The sequence below is a fragment of the Tabrizicola sp. genome, from assembly GCF_041919135.1.
Taxonomy (GTDB): Bacteria; Pseudomonadota; Alphaproteobacteria; order Rhodobacterales; family Rhodobacteraceae; genus Tabrizicola.
The window spans coordinates 1-16,461 of sequence record NZ_JAYRUJ010000027.1 but is presented as its reverse complement, the minus strand read 5'-3'; the positions used below and the strand labels follow the sequence as shown (position 1 = coordinate 16,461).

Annotated in this window: 15 protein-coding genes; 7 read left to right on the top strand and 8 right to left on the bottom strand. The window is 70.8% G+C overall.

Features of this window, described 5'->3' with window-relative positions:
- Positions 1-258: 258 nt before the first annotated feature.
- A complete protein-coding gene (locus tag ACE3UA_RS16040; protein ID WP_374646903.1) occupies positions 259-1,686 on the top strand; it encodes an amidase in 1,428 nt (475 codons plus the stop codon).
- Between the two features lie 50 nt (positions 1,687-1,736).
- Here ACE3UA_RS16040 and ACE3UA_RS16035 read toward each other — a convergent pair whose 3' ends face one another.
- From ACE3UA_RS16035 to ACE3UA_RS16015, 5 genes are read right to left on the bottom strand one after another with little or no spacing between them, the layout of a single operon-like run.
- Positions 1,737-2,768, bottom strand: a complete 1,032-nt coding sequence (locus tag ACE3UA_RS16035; RefSeq protein WP_374646901.1) for a ThiF family adenylyltransferase — start codon at positions 2,766-2,768, stop codon at positions 1,737-1,739.
- A complete protein-coding gene (gene dut / locus ACE3UA_RS16030; RefSeq protein WP_374646899.1) occupies positions 2,765-3,235 on the bottom strand; it encodes a dUTP diphosphatase in 471 nt (156 codons plus the stop codon). The genes ACE3UA_RS16035 and dut overlap by 4 nt, the downstream gene beginning before the upstream one ends.
- Positions 3,236-3,291: 56 nt before the next feature.
- Positions 3,292-4,488, bottom strand: coding sequence for a bifunctional phosphopantothenoylcysteine decarboxylase/phosphopantothenate--cysteine ligase CoaBC (gene coaBC / locus ACE3UA_RS16025; protein WP_374646945.1), 1,197 nt, complete (start codon positions 4,486-4,488; stop codon positions 3,292-3,294).
- 52 nt (positions 4,489-4,540) lie between these two features.
- Complete coding sequence (locus tag ACE3UA_RS16020; RefSeq protein WP_374646897.1) at positions 4,541-5,245, bottom strand: gamma-glutamylcyclotransferase; 705 nt, start codon at positions 5,243-5,245, stop codon at positions 4,541-4,543.
- 54 nt (positions 5,246-5,299) lie between these two features.
- On the bottom strand, positions 5,300-6,178 hold the full coding sequence (locus ACE3UA_RS16015) for an RNA polymerase factor sigma-32 (protein WP_374646895.1): 879 nt from the start codon (positions 6,176-6,178) through the stop codon (positions 5,300-5,302).
- A gap of 42 nt (positions 6,179-6,220) precedes the next feature.
- Between ACE3UA_RS16015 and cobU the strand changes: the two genes are divergently transcribed.
- The 4 genes from cobU to ACE3UA_RS15995 all read left to right on the top strand — a co-directional run bounded on the left by cobU (position 6,221) and on the right by ACE3UA_RS15995 (position 9,992).
- Positions 6,221-6,751 carry a bifunctional adenosylcobinamide kinase/adenosylcobinamide-phosphate guanylyltransferase gene (gene cobU, locus ACE3UA_RS16010; RefSeq protein WP_374646893.1) on the top strand — a complete coding sequence of 177 codons (531 nt, stop codon included), beginning with the start codon at positions 6,221-6,223 and terminating at the stop codon, positions 6,749-6,751.
- Positions 6,752-6,788: 37 nt separating this feature from the next.
- Positions 6,789-7,355, top strand: coding sequence for a histidine phosphatase family protein (locus tag ACE3UA_RS16005; RefSeq protein WP_374646891.1), 567 nt, complete (start codon positions 6,789-6,791; stop codon positions 7,353-7,355).
- Positions 7,356-7,425: 70 nt separating this feature from the next.
- Positions 7,426-8,298, top strand: a complete 873-nt coding sequence (locus tag ACE3UA_RS16000; RefSeq protein ID WP_374646889.1) for a glutathione S-transferase — start codon at positions 7,426-7,428, stop codon at positions 8,296-8,298.
- Between the two features lie 176 nt (positions 8,299-8,474).
- The gene (locus ACE3UA_RS15995) at positions 8,475-9,992 is read left to right on the top strand and encodes a YifB family Mg chelatase-like AAA ATPase (RefSeq protein WP_374646887.1); all 1,518 of its coding nucleotides are present in this window, start codon (positions 8,475-8,477) and stop codon (positions 9,990-9,992) included.
- A gap of 113 nt (positions 9,993-10,105) precedes the next feature.
- On the opposite strand, the gene gshB is transcribed toward ACE3UA_RS15995, so the two are convergent.
- From gshB to rsmI, 3 genes are read right to left on the bottom strand one after another with little or no spacing between them, the layout of a single operon-like run.
- The gene (gene gshB, locus ACE3UA_RS15990) at positions 10,106-11,050 is read right to left on the bottom strand and encodes a glutathione synthase (RefSeq protein ID WP_374646885.1); all 945 of its coding nucleotides are present in this window, start codon (positions 11,048-11,050) and stop codon (positions 10,106-10,108) included.
- 57 nt (positions 11,051-11,107) lie between these two features.
- Positions 11,108-11,506 carry a YraN family protein gene (locus ACE3UA_RS15985; RefSeq protein WP_374646883.1) on the bottom strand — a complete coding sequence of 133 codons (399 nt, stop codon included), beginning with the start codon at positions 11,504-11,506 and terminating at the stop codon, positions 11,108-11,110.
- Between the two features lie 3 nt (positions 11,507-11,509).
- Positions 11,510-12,400: a 16S rRNA (cytidine(1402)-2'-O)-methyltransferase gene (gene rsmI / locus ACE3UA_RS15980; RefSeq protein ID WP_374646881.1), complete on the bottom strand. Its 891-nt coding sequence runs from the start codon at positions 12,398-12,400 to the stop codon at positions 11,510-11,512.
- Between the two features lie 71 nt (positions 12,401-12,471).
- On the opposite strand from rsmI, the gene ACE3UA_RS15975 reads away from it, so the two are divergent.
- The gene (locus tag ACE3UA_RS15975; protein ID WP_374646879.1) at positions 12,472-13,647 is read left to right on the top strand and encodes a penicillin-binding protein activator; all 1,176 of its coding nucleotides are present in this window, start codon (positions 12,472-12,474) and stop codon (positions 13,645-13,647) included.
- 4 nt (positions 13,648-13,651) lie between these two features.
- Positions 13,652-16,417 (top strand): [protein-PII] uridylyltransferase, encoded by a 2,766-nt coding sequence (locus ACE3UA_RS15970; protein ID WP_374646877.1) that lies wholly within the window; start codon positions 13,652-13,654, stop codon positions 16,415-16,417.
- The last annotated feature ends 44 nt before the right edge of the window (positions 16,418-16,461 follow it).

Sequence of the window (16,461 nt, the reverse complement as noted above, 5' to 3'; positions counted from 1 at the left end):
AAAGGCCGGTCCGCCCATGAGCGGGGCAAGGCTCTGGAACATCGGTGACATGACCATCGGGTTCCTCCGATTGCTGCTGCCCCGGGACAACGTCCCCCGCTCGCCCCAGTTCCCCCGCACCGCGCCTCCCCAGGCCACCACGGCTTGCTCTTTTCCGAAATACTCCCGCCGGAGGCAGCCACCCTTCCGGCCCGCGTGACATCGGCCGGTGTTCCCCCACCCTGCCCCCTTCCCAGCCGGACGGATCCGGTCCACAAGATGCCGATGGATCCCGCCACGCTCACCGCCAGCGCGCTTGCCGCCCTGATCCGCAGCCGCCGGCTCCCGGCTCTCGAGGCGGTGCAGGCCAGCCTCGCCCGCATCGACCGGCTGAACCCCGGCCTCAACGCCATCGTCCAGCGCATGGATGACGCGGCCCTGGCCCAGGCCCGCGCCATCGACCAGCGGCTCGCAAGGGGCGAGGACCCCGGCCCCCTCGCCGGCGTGCCCGTCACCGTCAAGGTCAACATCGACCAGCAGGGCCAGGCCACCACCAACGGCCTCCGCATCCAGAAGGACCTGATCGCCAGCGAAGACAGCCCGCCCGTCGCCAACCTCCGCCGCGCTGGCGCGATCATCATCGGCCGCACCAACACGCCGGCCTTCAGCCTGCGCTGGTTCACCCGCAACAGCCTGCATGGCGCGACGCGGAACCCCGCCTTCCCCGGCCTGACCCCCGGCGGCTCCTCCGGCGGCGCCGCCGCGGCCGTCGCCGCCGGGCTCGGCCCGATCGCGCATGGCACCGACATCGCGGGCTCGATCCGCTACCCGGCCCATGCCTGCGGCATCCATGGCCTCCGTCCCGGCCTCGGCCGCGTCGCCGCCTTCAACGCCACCGGCGGCGACCGGCTGATCGGCGGGCAGCTCATGGCCACCTCCGGCCCCCTCGCCCGCTCCGCCGCCGATCTGCGCCTCGGCCTCGCCGCCCTGTCGCAGCCCGACCCGCGCGATCCCTGGTGGACCCCGGCCACCGCCGCCCCCTACGCCAGGCGCGCCGCCCTGGCCCTTGCCCCCGACGGCCTCGCCACCGACCCCATGCTCCGCGACGCGATCATCGCCGCCGCCCGGACCCTCGAAGCGAACGGCTGGGAGATCGGCGAACCGACCCTCCCCCCCTTCCGCGAGGCGATGGAACTGCAGCTCAGCCTCTGGCTCTCCGAATTCGCCCTCAGCGGGGCCGGGGCCGTCGCCCGCGAGGCCGACCCCGACGCCAGCTTCGTCCACGCCGAACTCCTGAAGCTCGCCCCGCCCCCGACGCTCGAGGGCTTCATGCGCGCCCTGCAATCCCGCGCCCGCCTCGCCCGGCTCTGGCGCGGCTTCTTCACCGACTGGCCGGTCCTGCTGACCCCGGTTTCCGGCCGGCTTCCCTTCCCCGACCACTACGACACTTCCTCGCCCCGGGCCTTCGCCGAGGTGATCGAGGCCCAGATGCCCCAGATCGCGCCGCCCTTCATGGGCCTGCCGGGCCTGACCGTCACCACCGGCCGCACCGCCACGCATCCCCTGGGCATCCAGGCCCTCGCCGACCGGGGATGCGAGCACATCCTCCTCGACCTCGCCGACCTCCTCGCCCCGGAAATCCCCGCGACCGAGGTCGGGCCTCGGCCCGAATCCTCCCCGCCCGCCGCCAGGGCCCTCGACCCGTAGGCTGCGCTACAGCGCACCGAACCCGCAGGTCGGCGCCACGCGGGCGCCCCTCAGTGCCGCCCGCCGCAGACCGCGCAATCCGCCCGCCGCCTCACCGCGATCACCCTTGTCTCGGCAAAGAGGGCATCGTGGATCATCAGCCGCCCCGCCAGCCCCTCCCCCGCCCCGGTGACCCATTTCACCGCCTCCATCGCCATCATCGCCCCGATCACCCCCGGCAGCGGCGCGGCCACCCCCGCCTCGGCGCAGGTCGGCACCAGGCCGGGCGCCGGCTTCACCGGAAAGACGCAGGCATAGCAGGGCGCCCCCGTCGCGGGATGGAACAGGCTCAGCTGCCCCTCCCATTGCGTGATCGCGCCACTGAGCAGCGGCACCCCGGCCGCCACGCAGGCCCGGTTCACCAAATAGCGGGTGTCGATGTCGTCGGTGCCGTCCAGCACCAGATCATAGTCCCGGACCAGATCGACCGCGATCTCCCCGGTCAGGCGGCGGTGATAGGGCCGGACCTCGATGAACGGGTTCAGCGCCCGCATCGCCGCCTCGGCCGAAAAGACCTTGGGCATCCCGATCCGCCCGTCGCTGTGGATCACCTGCCGCTGCAGGTTCGACCCCTCCACCACGTCGTCGTCGATCACCCCGATCACCCCCACCCCCGCGGCGGCCAGATACAGCAGGACGGGGGATCCCAGCCCCCCCGCGCCCACGACCAGCACCTTCGCCGCCATCAGCCGCTTCTGCCCCGGCCCGCCGATCTCGCGCAGGATGATGTGGCGGGCATAGCGGTCCAGCTCCGCCTCGCGGAAAGCGCCGGGCGCGGCCGGCACAGGCTCGGCGACCTTCCGCCGCCGCACCGCCCGCAAGACCTCCCGATACCCCAGCGCGACCAGCGCGAGCAGCCCGAAGACCAGCCACGCCTCGACCCGCCCGCCCAGAAGCCGCGCCGGCAAAGTGCCCGCAAGGATGGGCAGGCCGGCCAGCATCAGGACCAGCCACCACCCCGCCGCCGCCAAGAGCCAGCCATCGCCCCAGCCGCGCCAGCGGCCCAGGGCCCAGAGGCCGACAAAGCCCAGAAGCCCGATCACGACCCGAAACCCGTCGACCCGAACCCGCCCGTCCCCCGCGCCGTCTCGTCCAGCCCGTCCACCACCGCGAATCCCGCCTGCACCACCGGGGCCACCACCACCTGCGCCACCCGGTCGCCATGGCGGATCCTGTAGGGCTCGCACCCCAGGTTGATCAGCGACACCCCCAGCGGCCCCCGATAGTCGCTGTCGATGGTCCCCGGCGTGTTCGGCAGGGTGATCCCATGTTTCGACGCCAGCCCCGAGCGCGGCCGCACCTGCATCTCATAGCCCTCGGGCAGCGCCACCCTTATCCCGGTCGGACAGATCGCCCGCCCCATCGGCGGCAGCAGCAGCCCTTCCTCCCGCGCCTCCGGCGGGAAATTCGCGCAAAGGTCCGCCCCCGCCGCGCCCGCCGTCTGATAGGCAGGCAAGGGCAGGGTCCGATCCGCCCAATCCTCCCAAAGCACCTGCACCACCGGCCCCATCGCCCGCCCTTTCATACTGGTCCAAATATCCCCGCCGGAGGCTCCGACCCCGGCCCTCAGCGCAACGCCTCGGCAATCCGCGCCGCCAGCTTCCGCGCGACCTCGTCCTTGCCCATCCGCGGCCAGGCCTCGGCCCCCGCGTTCGAGATCAGCGTCACCGCATTCTCCGCCCCGCCCATGATCCCGGTGCCCGGCGAGACATCGTTCGCCACGATCCAGTCGCAGCCCTTGCGCGCCCGCTTGGCCGTGGCATGGGCCACCACATCCGTGGTCTCGGCCGCAAAGCCCACCACCAGACGGGGCCGCTGCACCCCCTTCGACACCGTCGCCAGAATGTCCGGGTTCTCGGCGAATTCCAGCGCCGGGGCCTTGCCCGAGCCATCCTTCTTCAGCTTCTGCCCGGCCGCATTGGCCACCCGCCAGTCCGCGACCGCCGCCGCCATCACCGCCGCATCGGCAGGCAGCGCCGCCGCCACCGCCGCCGCCATCTCGCGCGCGGTTTCCACCGCCACCACCGTCACCCCGGCGGGTGGCGGAACCGTCGCAGGGCCGGTAACGAATGTCACCCGCGCGCCCAGATCGCGCAGCGCCGCCGCCAGCGCCGTCCCCTGCGCCCCCGACGACCGATTGGCGATATAGCGCACCGGGTCAATCGGCTCATGCGTCGGGCCAGAGGTCACCAGCACATGCCGCCCCGCCAGAGGCCCGCCCGCCAGCGCCGCCTCGATCGCCGCCACGATCTCCAGCGGCTCGGCCATCCGCCCCTCGCCCGCCTCGCCACTTTCGGCCATCTCGCCGCGAGCCGGGCCGACGAAGCGCACCCCGTCCGACAGAAGCTGCGCATGGTTGCGCCGGGTCGCGGGATGCGCCCACATCCGGGGATTCATCGCCGGGGCCATCAGCACCGGCTTGTCGGTCGCCAGCAGGACCGCGCTGGCCAGATCGCCCGCCAGCCCCTGCGCCAGCTTGGCCATCAGGTCCGCCGTCGCCGGGGCCACCACGATCAGGTCGGCCTCGCGCGACAGCCGGATATGGCCCACGTCCTGCTCGTCCTGCCGGTCGAAAAGATCGGTAAAGACATGATCCGCCGTCAGCGCGCCCACCGACAGCGGCGTGACGAACTGCTGCGCCGCCGCCGTCATCACCGCCCGCACCACGGCCCCGCGCTCGCGCAGGCGCCGGATCAGATCCAGCGCCTTGTAGGCCGCGATCCCGCCGCCGATGATCAGAAGTATGCGCTTGTCCGCCAGCATCGGCAGGCCCCCCATCGCCTGCCCCAAGGTGTAGGGGCGGGCGGCGGCAAACTCAACTCCCCGGCGGCATCCGGTCGATCTCCTCGGCCACCAGCGCCTGCAACCGCCAGAGGCCCGCATCGCGAATGCCGCGCGCCTCCAGCTGGGTGACGGTGTTCAGCAGATACTCCGCCCCCGTGCCCCAATGGCCGCAAGCGCGCGAGAGCGTGCGGGCCGCCTCCTCGGGCGGCAGGCGGCCCGCGTAATAGGGCGAGGCGCGATTCATCACGAAGCCCAGCGCCTTCACCGGCCCGTCCGGCGTCTGCACCATCAGCCAGCGCGGGATGTTGTTGATCGGCTTCACCGTGAACTCGCGCCGGAACAGCCGGTCCAGCTGCACGGCCGGGTCCTCGGACGGCAGTTCCAGCACCACGCCCCGGCACTGGCCACCCCGGTCCAGCGCCATCATCAGGCCGGGCTGGTCGGGCGTGCCGCGAAAGCGGTGCATCCGCAGGCAGAAGGCGCGATGCCAGCCCCGCGCCACGGCAGGACGCTCGGCCCGGTGGTCGATCTCGGGCTTCCAGATCAGCGAGCCCGAGGCGAAAAGCTGGATCGGGGCGCCCGGCGCATGGCCCTTCAGGATATGTGACACCCAATGCGCGTAATCGGCATCGGTCTGCTGCTCGACCCCCGGCGCGGGCCCGGCATCCGCGATCTCGCGATGCACCCGGGCGATGTGGTCCGGCGTCAGGCTTGGCGGGTCCGGGACACGGGGCATGATCTCCCCCCTTTCCTGCCGGATGGTCCACGCGGGACAGCGCCGCGTCAAGGGTCAGCCCAGGAACTGCCGCACCTCACCCGACTGGGTTTCCAGACTGCGGCGCATCTTGGCGAAGGCCGCCGCTTCCAGCTGGCGCACGCGCTCTTTCGACAGGCCCAGCTCGTCGCCCAGGCTCTCCAGCGTCCGGCCCTCGCCCTTCAGCTTGCGCTCGGCCACGATATAGCGTTCGCGCGGGTTCAGCGCCTGCATCGCCGCGACCAGCCAGCCGCGCAGCCGCTCGCCGTCATGCGCGCCCTCGACCGCCTCGGCGGCCTGCGGGGCCTCGTCCTCCAGCACGTCGATCCATTCGCGCCCGTCCTCGTCCCAGGACTGGGTGGCGTTCAGCGAATAGTCGCTGCCGGAAAGCCGCCCCTCCATCATCTCGACATCTGCGACCGGGACGCCGACCTCGGCCGCCACCATCTGCCGCAGCTGGCGCTGGTCCAGCACCTCGCCGCGCTGGCTCGCCTCGCGCTCCAGCTTGGCCTGCACCCGGCGCAGGTTGAAGAACAGCGTCTTCTGGCTCGAGGTGGAGCCGGTGCGCACCATCGACCAGTTGCGCATCACGTAGTCCTGGATCGAGGCCTTGATCCACCAGACCGCATAGGTGGAAAAGCGCACCCCGCGTTCGGGATCGAACTTGTCGGCCGCCTTCATCAGGCCAAGGCTCGCCTCCTGGATCAGATCGTTCATCGGCGCGCCATAGCGGCGAAAGCGCGCGGCCATGCTGATCGCCAGCCGCATGTAGGCGGTGATCAGCCGGTGCAGCGCGCGCTCGTCCCGCCGGTCGCGCCAGGCCCGGGCGAGACGCACCTCCGTCTCGGCATCCAGAAGTTCGGCGCGCATCGCTTGGCGTGACACGTTCAGGTCGGTATATCCGTCAAGCGCCATGACCACCTCCTGCCGTCCCTGTTCCTTCTGCGAGGCCCGCCCGTGACCGGATCCCTTCCGCCCCTCACCCTCGTCGTCGGCGGCGCGCGGTCCGGCAAATCCGCCTTCGCCGAGCGGCTGATCGCCGCCACCGCCCGCCCCCGCCGCTACATCGCCACCGCCGAGGCCTGGGACGACGAGATGCGCGCCCGCATCGCCCAACACCGCGCGGACCGCGCCGGCGGCTGGACCACGGTCGAGGCCCCGCTCGACCTTTGCGCCGCGCTGCACTCCGCCCGCCCGGACGAGGCCGTCCTGGTGGACTGCGCGACCCTCTGGCTCACGAACCATCTCCTGGCCGGGCATGACCTCGCCGCCGAAACCCTTTGCCTCATCGCCGCCCTCGCCGCCTGCCCCGCCCCCGTGGTCGTGGTTTCAAACGAAACCGGCTGGGGAATAGTTCCCGAGAACGCGCTCGCCCGGCGGTTCCGCGACGAACAGGGCCGCCTCAACCAGCGTCTCGCCGCCGAGGCCGCCCTGGTCGTCACCGTGATCGCCGGCCTGCCGCTGGCGCTGAAGGGCGCCCTTCCCTGACCCCGCCAAGTGCCACCCCCCTCCACACGAGACGCAAATGACCCGCTTCTGGCTCGTCCGCCACGGCCCCACCCATGCCAGGACCATGATCGGCTGGACCGACCTGCCCGCCGATCTCTCCGACTGTGCCGCCCTCGACCGCCTCTCCGCCCATCTCCCCGCGCGCGCGCCCGTGATCTCCTCCGACCTCGCCCGCGCCGTGGCCACCGCCGACGCGCTCGGCCCCCGGCGGCCGCGCCTGCCGCACGACCCCGCCTTCCGCGAGATCCACTTCGGCCATTGGGAGGAACGCAGCTTCGCCGAGGTCGAGGCCCGGGACCCCGCCCTGATCCGCGCCTTCTGGGACCAGCCCGGCGACATCCGCCCCCCCGGCGGCGAAAGCTGGAACGACCTGACCGCCCGCAGCTGGGCCGCGCTCGACCGGCTGCAGGGCCGGGCCCCCGACCTGATCGTCGTCGCCCATTTCGGCCCGATCCTCGCCGCCCTGCAACGCGCGCGCGGCGTGACCGCGACCGAGGTCTTCGCCCAGAAGATCGACAATCTCTCCGTGACCTGCCTGACGCTCTCCCCGCCCGGCGTGCAGGCGATCAATCATTGCCCGTGATCCCCGCCCGCACAAATCGGCATTTCCCTTTCCCGCCGCCCCGCGCTTCACTGCCGCGAAAGGAGACCCCATGACCTATGACCTCGTGATCGGCGACCGCGCCTATTCCAGCTGGAGCTTGCGCGGCTGGCTCCTCTTCGACGCTTTCGGCATCCCCGTCCGCACCCTCTCGGCCCGGCTCTATACCGACGAGTTGGCCATTCTCCTCAAGGACTTCTTTCCCGCCCGCACCGCCCCCACGATGCGCACGCCCGAAGGTTCCATCGTCCCCGAGACCATCGCCATCGCCGAGGAACTGGCCACCCGCCACCCCGAGGCCGGGATCTGGCCCGCCGCCCCGCAGGCCCGCGCCGCCGCCCGGGTGCTGGCGGCCGAGATGCACGCCGGCTTCACCGCGCTGCGCAGCCATTGTCCGATGAACCTGCGCGTCAGCTATACCGACTGCCAGCCGTCCGCCGAGGTCCTGGCCGACCTCCGCCGGCTGGAGACCCTCTGGACCTGGGCGCGCGACACGACGCAATCCACGACCCCCTGGCTCTGCGGCGCCTATTCTGCGGCGGACGCCTTCTTCGCCCCCGTCGCCAGCCGGATCGCCACCTACAACCTGCCGGTCAGCGCCGACGCCATGCTTTACGTCGACGCCCATCTCGCCCATCCGTCGTTCCGCCGATGGCGCGCGATGGGCATGGTCGACGGCGCGGATCAGGACTTCTACCGCCGCAGCTACCCCCGCCGCGACTGGCCCGGCCCCGTTCCCCTGCCCGCCCGCGCCCTGTCCGGCAGCGCAAGCGAGAACGCCGCCTGTCCCTATTCCGGCAAGCCCGTCACCCATATTCTGGAACTCGGCGGCCGCCGCTTCGGCTTCTGCAACGCCTTCTGCCGCGACAAGACCGCCGCCGACCCCGAGGCCTGGCCAGCTTTCATCGCCCTTTACCAGTCGTAAACCATTTCGCCCTACCCGTTAACCAGGGTGAACCGGATGGGGCGGATGCAGACAGGAACCGGACGCAAGGCCACGGCACGGGCGCCGACCCCCTTCGCGCGCGCCAGCGCGGGGCACGGGGCGCCTCCCCTCCGGGGGAGGGGCCGGGGGTGGGGGGCGACCCAGGGGTTCCCGGCATGACCGCCCGCACCTATACCGTCGCCTTCGAAGGGGTGGAGGCCCGCCTGGTCGAGGTGCAATGCGCCGTCTCCGCCGGCTCCCCCGCCTTCACCCTGGTTGGCCTGCCCGACAAGGCGGTGTCCGAGGCCCGCGAACGTGTCCGCGCCGCGCTGCAGGCGCTCTCAATCGCGCTGCCCAGCAAGCGGATCACCGTCAACCTCTCGCCCGCCGACCTGCCGAAGGAGGGGTCGCATTTCGACCTGCCGATCGCCGTCGCCCTGCTCGCCGCCCTCGACATCATCCCCCGCGACCTGGTCGAGGGCGTGGTCTCCCTGGGCGAATTGTCGCTCGACGGCCGCCTGATCGCCGTCGCGGGCGCGCTTCCCGCCGCCATGGCCGCCGCGGTCGAGGATCGCGCGCTCCTCTGTCCGAAACCCTGCGGCGCCGAGGCCGCCTGGGTCGGCGCGACCCAGGTCCTCGCCCCCGCCTCGCTGGACGAGGTCCTGCACCATTACACCGGCCGCGCCCCGCTTTCCCCGGCCGAGGCGGGCGAGGTCGCGGGCACCGCCTCCCCCCGCGACTTCCGCGAGGTGAAGGGCCAGGAACGCGCCAAGCGCGCGCTGGAAATCGCCGCCGCCGGGCGGCACCACCTGTTCATGGTCGGCACGCCGGGCAGCGGCAAATCCATGCTGGCCGCGCGCCTTCCCGGCATCCTGCCGCCGCTCTCGGCCCCCGAGGCGCTGGAAACCTCGATGATCCACTCGCTTGCGGGCCTGCTGACCGAAGGCGGCATCTCGCGCGACCGCCCCTTCCGCGAGCCGCACCATACCGCCTCGATGGCCGCCATCGTCGGCGGCGGGCGCGGCGCGAAACCGGGCGAGATCAGCCTGGCGCATAACGGGGTCCTGTTCCTGGACGAGTTTCCCGAATTTCCCCGCACCGTGCTCGACACGCTCCGCCAGCCGATCGAGACCGGCAGCGTCATGGTCGCCCGGGCCAATGCCCATGTCCGCTATCCCTGCCGCTTCCTGCTGATCGCGGCGGCGAACCCCTGCAAATGCGGCTATCTCTCGGACCCCAACCGCGCCTGCGGCCGCGCGCCGCTCTGCGGCGAGGATTACCTGGGCCGGATCTCCGGCCCGCTGATGGACCGTTTCGACCTCAGGGTCGAGGTGCCTCCGGTGGCCTTCGCCGACCTCGACCTGCCCGCCTCGGGCGAAAGCTCCGCCAGCATCGCCGCCCGGGTCGGCGCGGCACGCGCGCGTCAGTCCGCCCGCTTCGCCAGCCACCCCGGCCTGCGCGTCAACGCCGATCTCGAAGGCGCCACGCTCGAGGATTTCGCGACCCCGGATAGCGAAGGCAAGGAACTGGTCGGCCGTGTGGCCGAACGCATGGGCCTCTCGGCCCGGGGCTACCACCGCGTGCTCAGGGTCGCGCGCACCATCGCCGACCTCGACGCCAGCCCCACGGTCCGCAAACCCCATGTCGCCGAGGCCATCAGCTTCCGCCTCTCCTCAGCCACCGGCGGGCTTTAAGGGCAGCAACCTCGCCAAGCCTGCGCCGGCACGAATTCTTAAGAATCGGTGAACGCCCAAAGTCATGTCATTGAAATCAATGGTGAACTGGATTCTGTCCACCGTGGACAGGCTCATCCCCGCCGCTTCGCCTCGATCACCTCCCAGATCCGCGCCGCCGCATTGGTCCCGTCGAACCGCTCCATCTCCTGGATCCCGGTGGGCGAGGTCACGTTGATCTCGGTCAGCCAGTCCCCGATCACGTCGATCCCGACGAAAACCTGGCCCTTTTCCCGCAGGACCGGCCCGATGGTCCGGCAGATTTCCAGGTCCCGCTCGGTCAGCCCCACCTTCTCCGGCCGCCCCCCCGCATGCATGTTCGACCGCGTCTCCCCGGCCTGCGGCACCCGGTTGATCGCCCCCACCGGCTCACCGTCGACCAGGATCACCCGCTTGTCCCCCTTCGCGACCGCCGGCAGGAACTTCTGCACGATCAAGGGCTCGCGGTTGATGCCCATGAACAGCTCATGCAGGCTGGAGAGGTTGCGGTCGTTCGGATCCAGCCGGAACACCCCCGCCCCCCCGTTGCCATACAGCGGCTTCAGGATGATGTCGCCATGCCGCGCCTTGAAGTCGCGGATCGTGGCCAGGTCGCGCGCGATGGCGGTGGGCGGGGTCAGGGTCGGGAAACGCAGGACCAGCAGCTTCTCGGGGCTGTTCCTGACCCAGAACGGATCGTTCACCACCAGGGTCCGGGGATGGATCATCTCCAGCAGATGCGTCGTCGTGATATAGCCCATGTCGAACGGCGGATCCTGCCGCAGCCAGACCACGTCCAGCGTGCCAAGGTCGACCTCGGTCTCCTCGCCATAGCTCACGTGATTGCCCAGCTCGCGCCGGACCTCGATCCACCAGCCGCGGGCCAGGACGCGGCCCTCGACATAGGTCAGCCGGTCGGGCGTGTAGTAGAACAGCCGGTGCCCGCGCGCCTGGGCCTCGAGCGCGATGCGGAAGGTCGAATCGGCGTTGATGTTGACCGACCCGATCGGGTCCATCTGCAGGGCGACATTCAGGGGCATCACATTCTCCGGTCAGGTCCTGCAGAAGTGATGACCCAAGCCCGGGGAAGATGCAATTCAACCCGCGAAGGCGTTTTCGACCACTTCGATCCGGCCCATGCCGTCCACCAGCGCCAGGTCGATCCGCACATCGGTCAACAGACCCCTGGGTTCGCCGCCAAGGAATTCGTCCACCGTGGTGAAGATCCGCGCGATCTGGGCCGGGGTGACATGCGAGGCGGCGAGGTCATGGGTGCGGCTGTACTTGACCTCGACAAAGACCACCTCGTCGCCGTTGCGGCCGATCAGGTCGACCTCGCCGCCGCTGCCGCGCCAGTTGCGGGCGCAGATCGGGATGCCGAGTCCTTCGTAGTGCCGGGCGACGGCGGCTTCGGCGGCATGGCCCGCGTGGTAATTGGCAAGGCCGCGCGCAGAGCGGCGGCGGCGGACAGGTTCGGGGACGAAATCGAAGGGCATGGCCTATTCCTGCTGGCGCGCGAGGGCGATCCTGTAGGCGATCTTGCGCGCTACCTTCAGATCTTGCGACACGAAAGTTGCGGCATCCTTAACGGACATGCGGGCCAGCGCCGCATCCAGCGCGGCGGCGATCCTCTCCTCGGACACCGCCTCGGGCGGGGCGCGGTCGATCAGGACGACGATCTCGCCCTTCAGCTCCCGTCCGGCCAGCAGCGCCGCAAGTTCGGCCAGCGTCCCGCGCGTGACCTCCTCGAACCGCTTGGTCAGCTCGCGGCAGATCGCGGCGCCTCGGGTCTCGCCCAGGACCCGCGCCGCATCCGACAGGAACGCGGCCAGGCGCTTCGGGCTTTCATAGAGGATCAGCGTCGCCTGGACCGGGGCCAGCTCCTCCAGCGCCGCGCGGCGGGCCGAGGCGGCGGCGGGCAGGAATCCCGCGAAAAGGAATCGGTCCGAGGGCAGGCCGGAGAGCGTCAGCGCGGCGATCGCGGCGCAGGGGCCGGGGGCGGCGGTCAGGGGCAGGCCCGCCGCGGCAACGGCGCGGGCGAGTTCGAAGCCGGGGTCCGAGATCAGCGGCGTCCCGGCCTCGGAGGCATAGGCGAGGCTCCTGCCCTCGGCCACCAGCCCCAGCAGGCGTTGCAGCTGCCCCGCGCCGGAATGGTCGTGGTAGGCGATCACCGGGCGGCCGTTCAGGGCGATCCCGTGGATCTCCATCAGGTGGCGCAGGGTGCGCGTATCCTCGGCCACCAGCACATCCGCGCCGGCCAGCACGTCCAGCGCCCGGAGCGTGATGTCACGCGCCGCGCCGATCGGCGTCGAGACCAGGTGCAGACCCGGCGGAATGGCGCGCAGGCCGGGTCTGGTGGCCGGATCGGCGGGTTCTGGCGTCTGCCTCACAAGTTTACTTCCCTTTGCGAACCCTTTACCTTCCCCGGGCCATCATCGCGCCACGAGAGTGAGGAACCCTGATGTTGTCCGCAATTCGCCGGGCCCGCAAGTCGCTGGGCCAGATCTTCCTTGTCCTCGCGGCCGCCGTGGTCTCGGCCTGCGTCCCGGCCGGGGGGCCGTCCACCGGCCCGGCGCAGGGCAGCGGCGGGGCGGTGCAGGTCGCGCTCCTGATCCCGTCGGGCTCGGGCCAGTCGCAGGACGAGATCTTCGGCTCCAATCTGGAAAACGCGGCACGGCTGGCGATGGCGGACCTGTCGGGCGTGCAGATCGACCTGCGCGTCTACAAGACCGGCGGCAGCCCGGCCAAGGCCAGCGCATTGGCGAAGCAGGCGGTGGACGAGGGCGCGCAGGTGATCCTGGGGCCGTTCTACTCGGAAGAGGCGAATGCGGCCGGCGTCGCGGTGGCCAATTCCGGCGTGAACGTGCTGGCCTTCTCGAACAACGCCGCGATCGCGGGCGGCAATGTCTTCGTCCTGGGCCAGACCTTCGACAACACCGCCCGGCGGCTGGCGAATTACGCGGTGCGCAGCGGCAAGTCGAAGATCCTGGTCGTGCATGACCGCAATGTCGCGGGCGAGATCGGCAAGGCCGCGATCGAGCGCGGGGTGCAGGCGGCGGGCGGCTCGGTCGTGGGCGTGACCTCGTATGAATTCTCGCAGAACGGCATCGTCCAGGCGGCCAGCGGCATCGTGAACACCGCGAAATCCTCGGGCGCGACGGCGCTGTTCCTGACCGCCGACACCGCCGGGGCGCTGCCCCTGCTCAGCCAGCTTCTGGTCGACAACGGCATCGACCGGGCGACGACGCAGTTCATCGGCCTGACGCGCTGGGACATTCCACCCGCGACCCTGGCCCTGCCGGGGGTCCAGGGCGGCTGGTTCGCCATGCCGGATCCGGGCCTGCATGCGCAGTTCCAGTCGCGCTACCAGGCGGCCTATGGCAGCCAGCCGGCCGCGATCGCCGGCCTTGCCTATGACGGGATCGCCGCGATCGGCGCGCTGGCGCGGGCCTCGAAGGGCGCCCCGCTGAGCAGGAACGCGCTGACGCAACCGGCCGGTTTCGCGGGCGTCTCGGGCATCTTCCGCCTGCTGCCGAACGGCACGAACGAGCGGGGGCTGGCCGTGGCCACGATTCGCGGCGGCCAGGTCGTCGTCATCGACAGCGCGCCGCGCAGCTTTGCCGGGGCCGGGTTCTGACATCGTGACAGCCGTCGCCGAGGCCCCTCTCGCACAGGAGACCGGGCCGGACTATCCCCTGCCGGATGCCGGGGCGCTGCTGCAGGCCGTGCGTCTCGATCTGGCCGGGGCCGAGGATGGCAAGGCCGGGCGGGCGGTGGTGGTGCGGCATCTGCAGGCGGCCAAGGCGGCGGCGAATGCGGCGCTTCAGGCGCGCTTCCTGCAGACCCCGCGCGCCGCGCGCGGCCTGGTCGCGGCCCAGGCGGCGCTGACCGATGTCCTGGTCCGCGTGGCCTTCGACTCCGCCCGGCTCCTGCATCCGCTGGCCAATCCGACCGAGGCCGAGCGCCTTGCCGTCCTGGCCGTCGGCGGCTACGGCCGGGCCGAGATGGCGCCGCAATCCGACGTGGACCTTCTGTTCCTGTCGCCCTGGAAGATCACGCCCTGGGCCGAGAGCGTGATCGAGACCATGCTCTACATGCTGTGGGACCTGAAGCTGAAGGTCGGCCATGCCAGCCGCACGGTGAAGGACTGCGTCCGCCTCGCGCGCGAGGACATCACCATCCGCACCGCGCTCCTGGAGCATCGCTTCATCTGCGGCGATGCCTCGCTGGCCGAGGCGATGGACAGCGCGCTCTGGTCCGAACTCTTCCGCAACTCGGGCCCCGAGTTCATCGAGGCCAAGCTGGCCGAGCGGGGCGAGCGGCACAGGCGCCAGGGCGGGCAGCGTTATGTGCTGGAACCGAACGTCAAGGAAGGCAAGGGCGGGCTGCGCGACCTGCAGACGCTGTACTGGATCGGGAAATACCTGCACCGGGTGCCTTCCGCCGAGGGGCTGGTCGAGGCCGGCCTCCTGTCGCGCGAGGAGTTCGACAGCTTTGCCAGGGCCGAGGATTTCCTCTGGGCCGTGCGCTGCCATCTGCACCACATCACCGGCCGGCCGGCCGATGTGCTGACCTTCGACCTCCAGGTCGAGGTGGCGGCGCGGATGCTCTATCGCGATGCGGGCGGCAGGCGGGCGGTCGAGCATTTCATGCAGGACTACTTCCGCCACGCGACCCGGGTGGGCGAGCTGACCCGGATCTTCCTGACCGAGCTGGAAGCCCGCCACGCCAAGCGCGAGGCCAGCATCTTCGGCATCTTCAAGCTGACCAAGCGCGTCCGCCGGGGCTACAAGCTGGTGCAGGGCCGGATCGACGTGGCCGATCCGCAGGCCTTCCTCGCCGACAAGCTGAACATCCTGCGCGTCTTCGAAGAGGCGTTGCGGACCGGCTACCTGCTGCATCCCAACGTGATGCGGCTGGTGGCGGCCAACCTGCACCTGATCGACGACGAGCTGCGCGAGACCCCCGAGGCGCGGCGGCTGTTCCTGGACCTGCTCCTGAAGCACGGCAACCCGGAGCGCAGCCTGCGGCGGATGAACGAACTGGGGGTGCTTTCGGCCTTCATCCCCGAGTTCGAGCCCATCGTCGCGATGATGCAGTTCAACGTCTACCACCATTACACGGTGGACGAGCACATCATCCAGACCATCTCCTGCCTGGCCCAGATCGAGCGGGGCGAGCTGATCGAGGACCTGCCGCTCTCCTCCTCGCTGCTGAAGGGCGGGATCAACCGGCGGGTGCTTTACGTCGCGCTGCTCCTGCACGACATCGGCAAGGGCCGGCCCGAGGACCATTCGATCCTCGGCGCGCAGATCGCGCGGCGGATCTGTCCCCGGCTGGGGCTGGAGCCGGAGGAATGCGAGACCGTCGAATGGCTGGTGCGCTATCACCTGCTGATGTCCGACACGGCGCAAAAGCGCGACATCGGCGATCCCCGGACAGTGCGCGACTTCGCCAAGGCGGTGAAGTCGAAAAAGCGGCTGGACCTGCTTACCGTGCTGACCGTCTGCGACATCCGCGGCGTCGGGCCGGGGACCTGGAACAACTGGAAGGCCATGCTGCTGCGCCAGCTTTACCAGCAGACGGCGGATGCGCTGGAGGGGGGCCTCGAGACGCTGAACCGGGAAAACCGGATGGGCGACGCCACCCGCGCGCTGCGCGAAAGGCTTTCGGGCTGGAGCAAGGCCGAGCTGGAGCATGAGACGACACGGCATTACGCCCCCTACTGGCAAGGGCTTTCGACCGACACCCACGTCGTCTTCGCCCAGCTTCTGCAGGGCCTTTCCGACGACGAGATCCGCATCGACCTGCACCCCGATCCCGACCGCGACGCGACGCGGGCCTGTTTCGCGCTGGCCGACCATCCCGGCATCTTCAGCCGCCTGGCCGGGGCGCTGGCGCTGGTCGGCGCGAATGTCGTGGATGCGCGGACCTATACCTCGAAGGACGGCTATGCCACGGCCGTCTTCTGGGTCCAGGACATCGAGGGCCACCCCTACGAGGTCAGCCGCCTGCCGCGCCTGCGGCAGATGATCGACAAGACCCTGAAGGGCGAGGTCGTCGCGCGCGAGGCGCTGAAGGACCGCGACAAGCTGAAGAAGCGCGACCGCGAGTTCCGCTTCCCGACCCATATCACCTTCGACAACGAAGGGTCGGACATCTACACCATCATCGAGGTCGACACCCGCGACCGTCCGGGCCTGCTCTACGACCTGACCCGGACGCTGGCGGGCAACAACATCTACATCGCCTCGGCCGTGATCGCGACCTATGGCGCACAGGTGGTGGATACCTTCTACGTCAAGGACATGTTCGGCTTGAAACTGCACCAGAAGCACCGGCAAGAGGCGCTGGACCGCAAGCTCCGCGCCGCCATCGCCGAGGGTGCCGAGCGGGCGCGGGCATGAACCCGGCCGGGGGGGGGGGGGGCGCGGGGGCGGCGGCGCGGGCG

Bases quoted from the DNA above. Each gene is read 5' to 3' on its own strand.
- ACE3UA_RS15985 (WP_374646883.1), bottom strand. From the start codon at position 11,506: ATGCCCTTCGATTTCGTCCCCGAACCTGTCCGCCGCCGCCGCTCTGCG.
- ACE3UA_RS16000 (WP_374646889.1), top strand. From the start codon at position 7,426: ATGACCTATGACCTCGTGATCGGCGACCGCGCCTATTCCAGCTGGAGC.
- ACE3UA_RS16020 (WP_374646897.1), bottom strand. From the start codon at position 5,245: ATGCCCCGTGTCCCGGACCCGCCAAGCCTGACGCCGGACCACATCGCC.
- gshB (WP_374646885.1), bottom strand. From the start codon at position 11,050: ATGCCCCTGAATGTCGCCCTGCAGATGGACCCGATCGGGTCGGTCAAC.
- coaBC (WP_374646945.1), bottom strand. From the start codon at position 4,488: ATGCTGGCGGACAAGCGCATACTTCTGATCATCGGCGGCGGGATCGCG.
- ACE3UA_RS16015 (WP_374646895.1), bottom strand. From the start codon at position 6,178: ATGGCGCTTGACGGATATACCGACCTGAACGTGTCACGCCAAGCGATG.
- ACE3UA_RS15995 (WP_374646887.1), top strand. From the start codon at position 8,475: ATGACCGCCCGCACCTATACCGTCGCCTTCGAAGGGGTGGAGGCCCGC.
- ACE3UA_RS16005 (WP_374646891.1), top strand. From the start codon at position 6,789: ATGACCCGCTTCTGGCTCGTCCGCCACGGCCCCACCCATGCCAGGACC.
- ACE3UA_RS15975 (WP_374646879.1), top strand. From the start codon at position 12,472: ATGTTGTCCGCAATTCGCCGGGCCCGCAAGTCGCTGGGCCAGATCTTC.
- ACE3UA_RS16040 (WP_374646903.1), top strand. From the start codon at position 259: ATGCCGATGGATCCCGCCACGCTCACCGCCAGCGCGCTTGCCGCCCTG.
- dut (WP_374646899.1), bottom strand. From the start codon at position 3,235: ATGGGGCCGGTGGTGCAGGTGCTTTGGGAGGATTGGGCGGATCGGACC.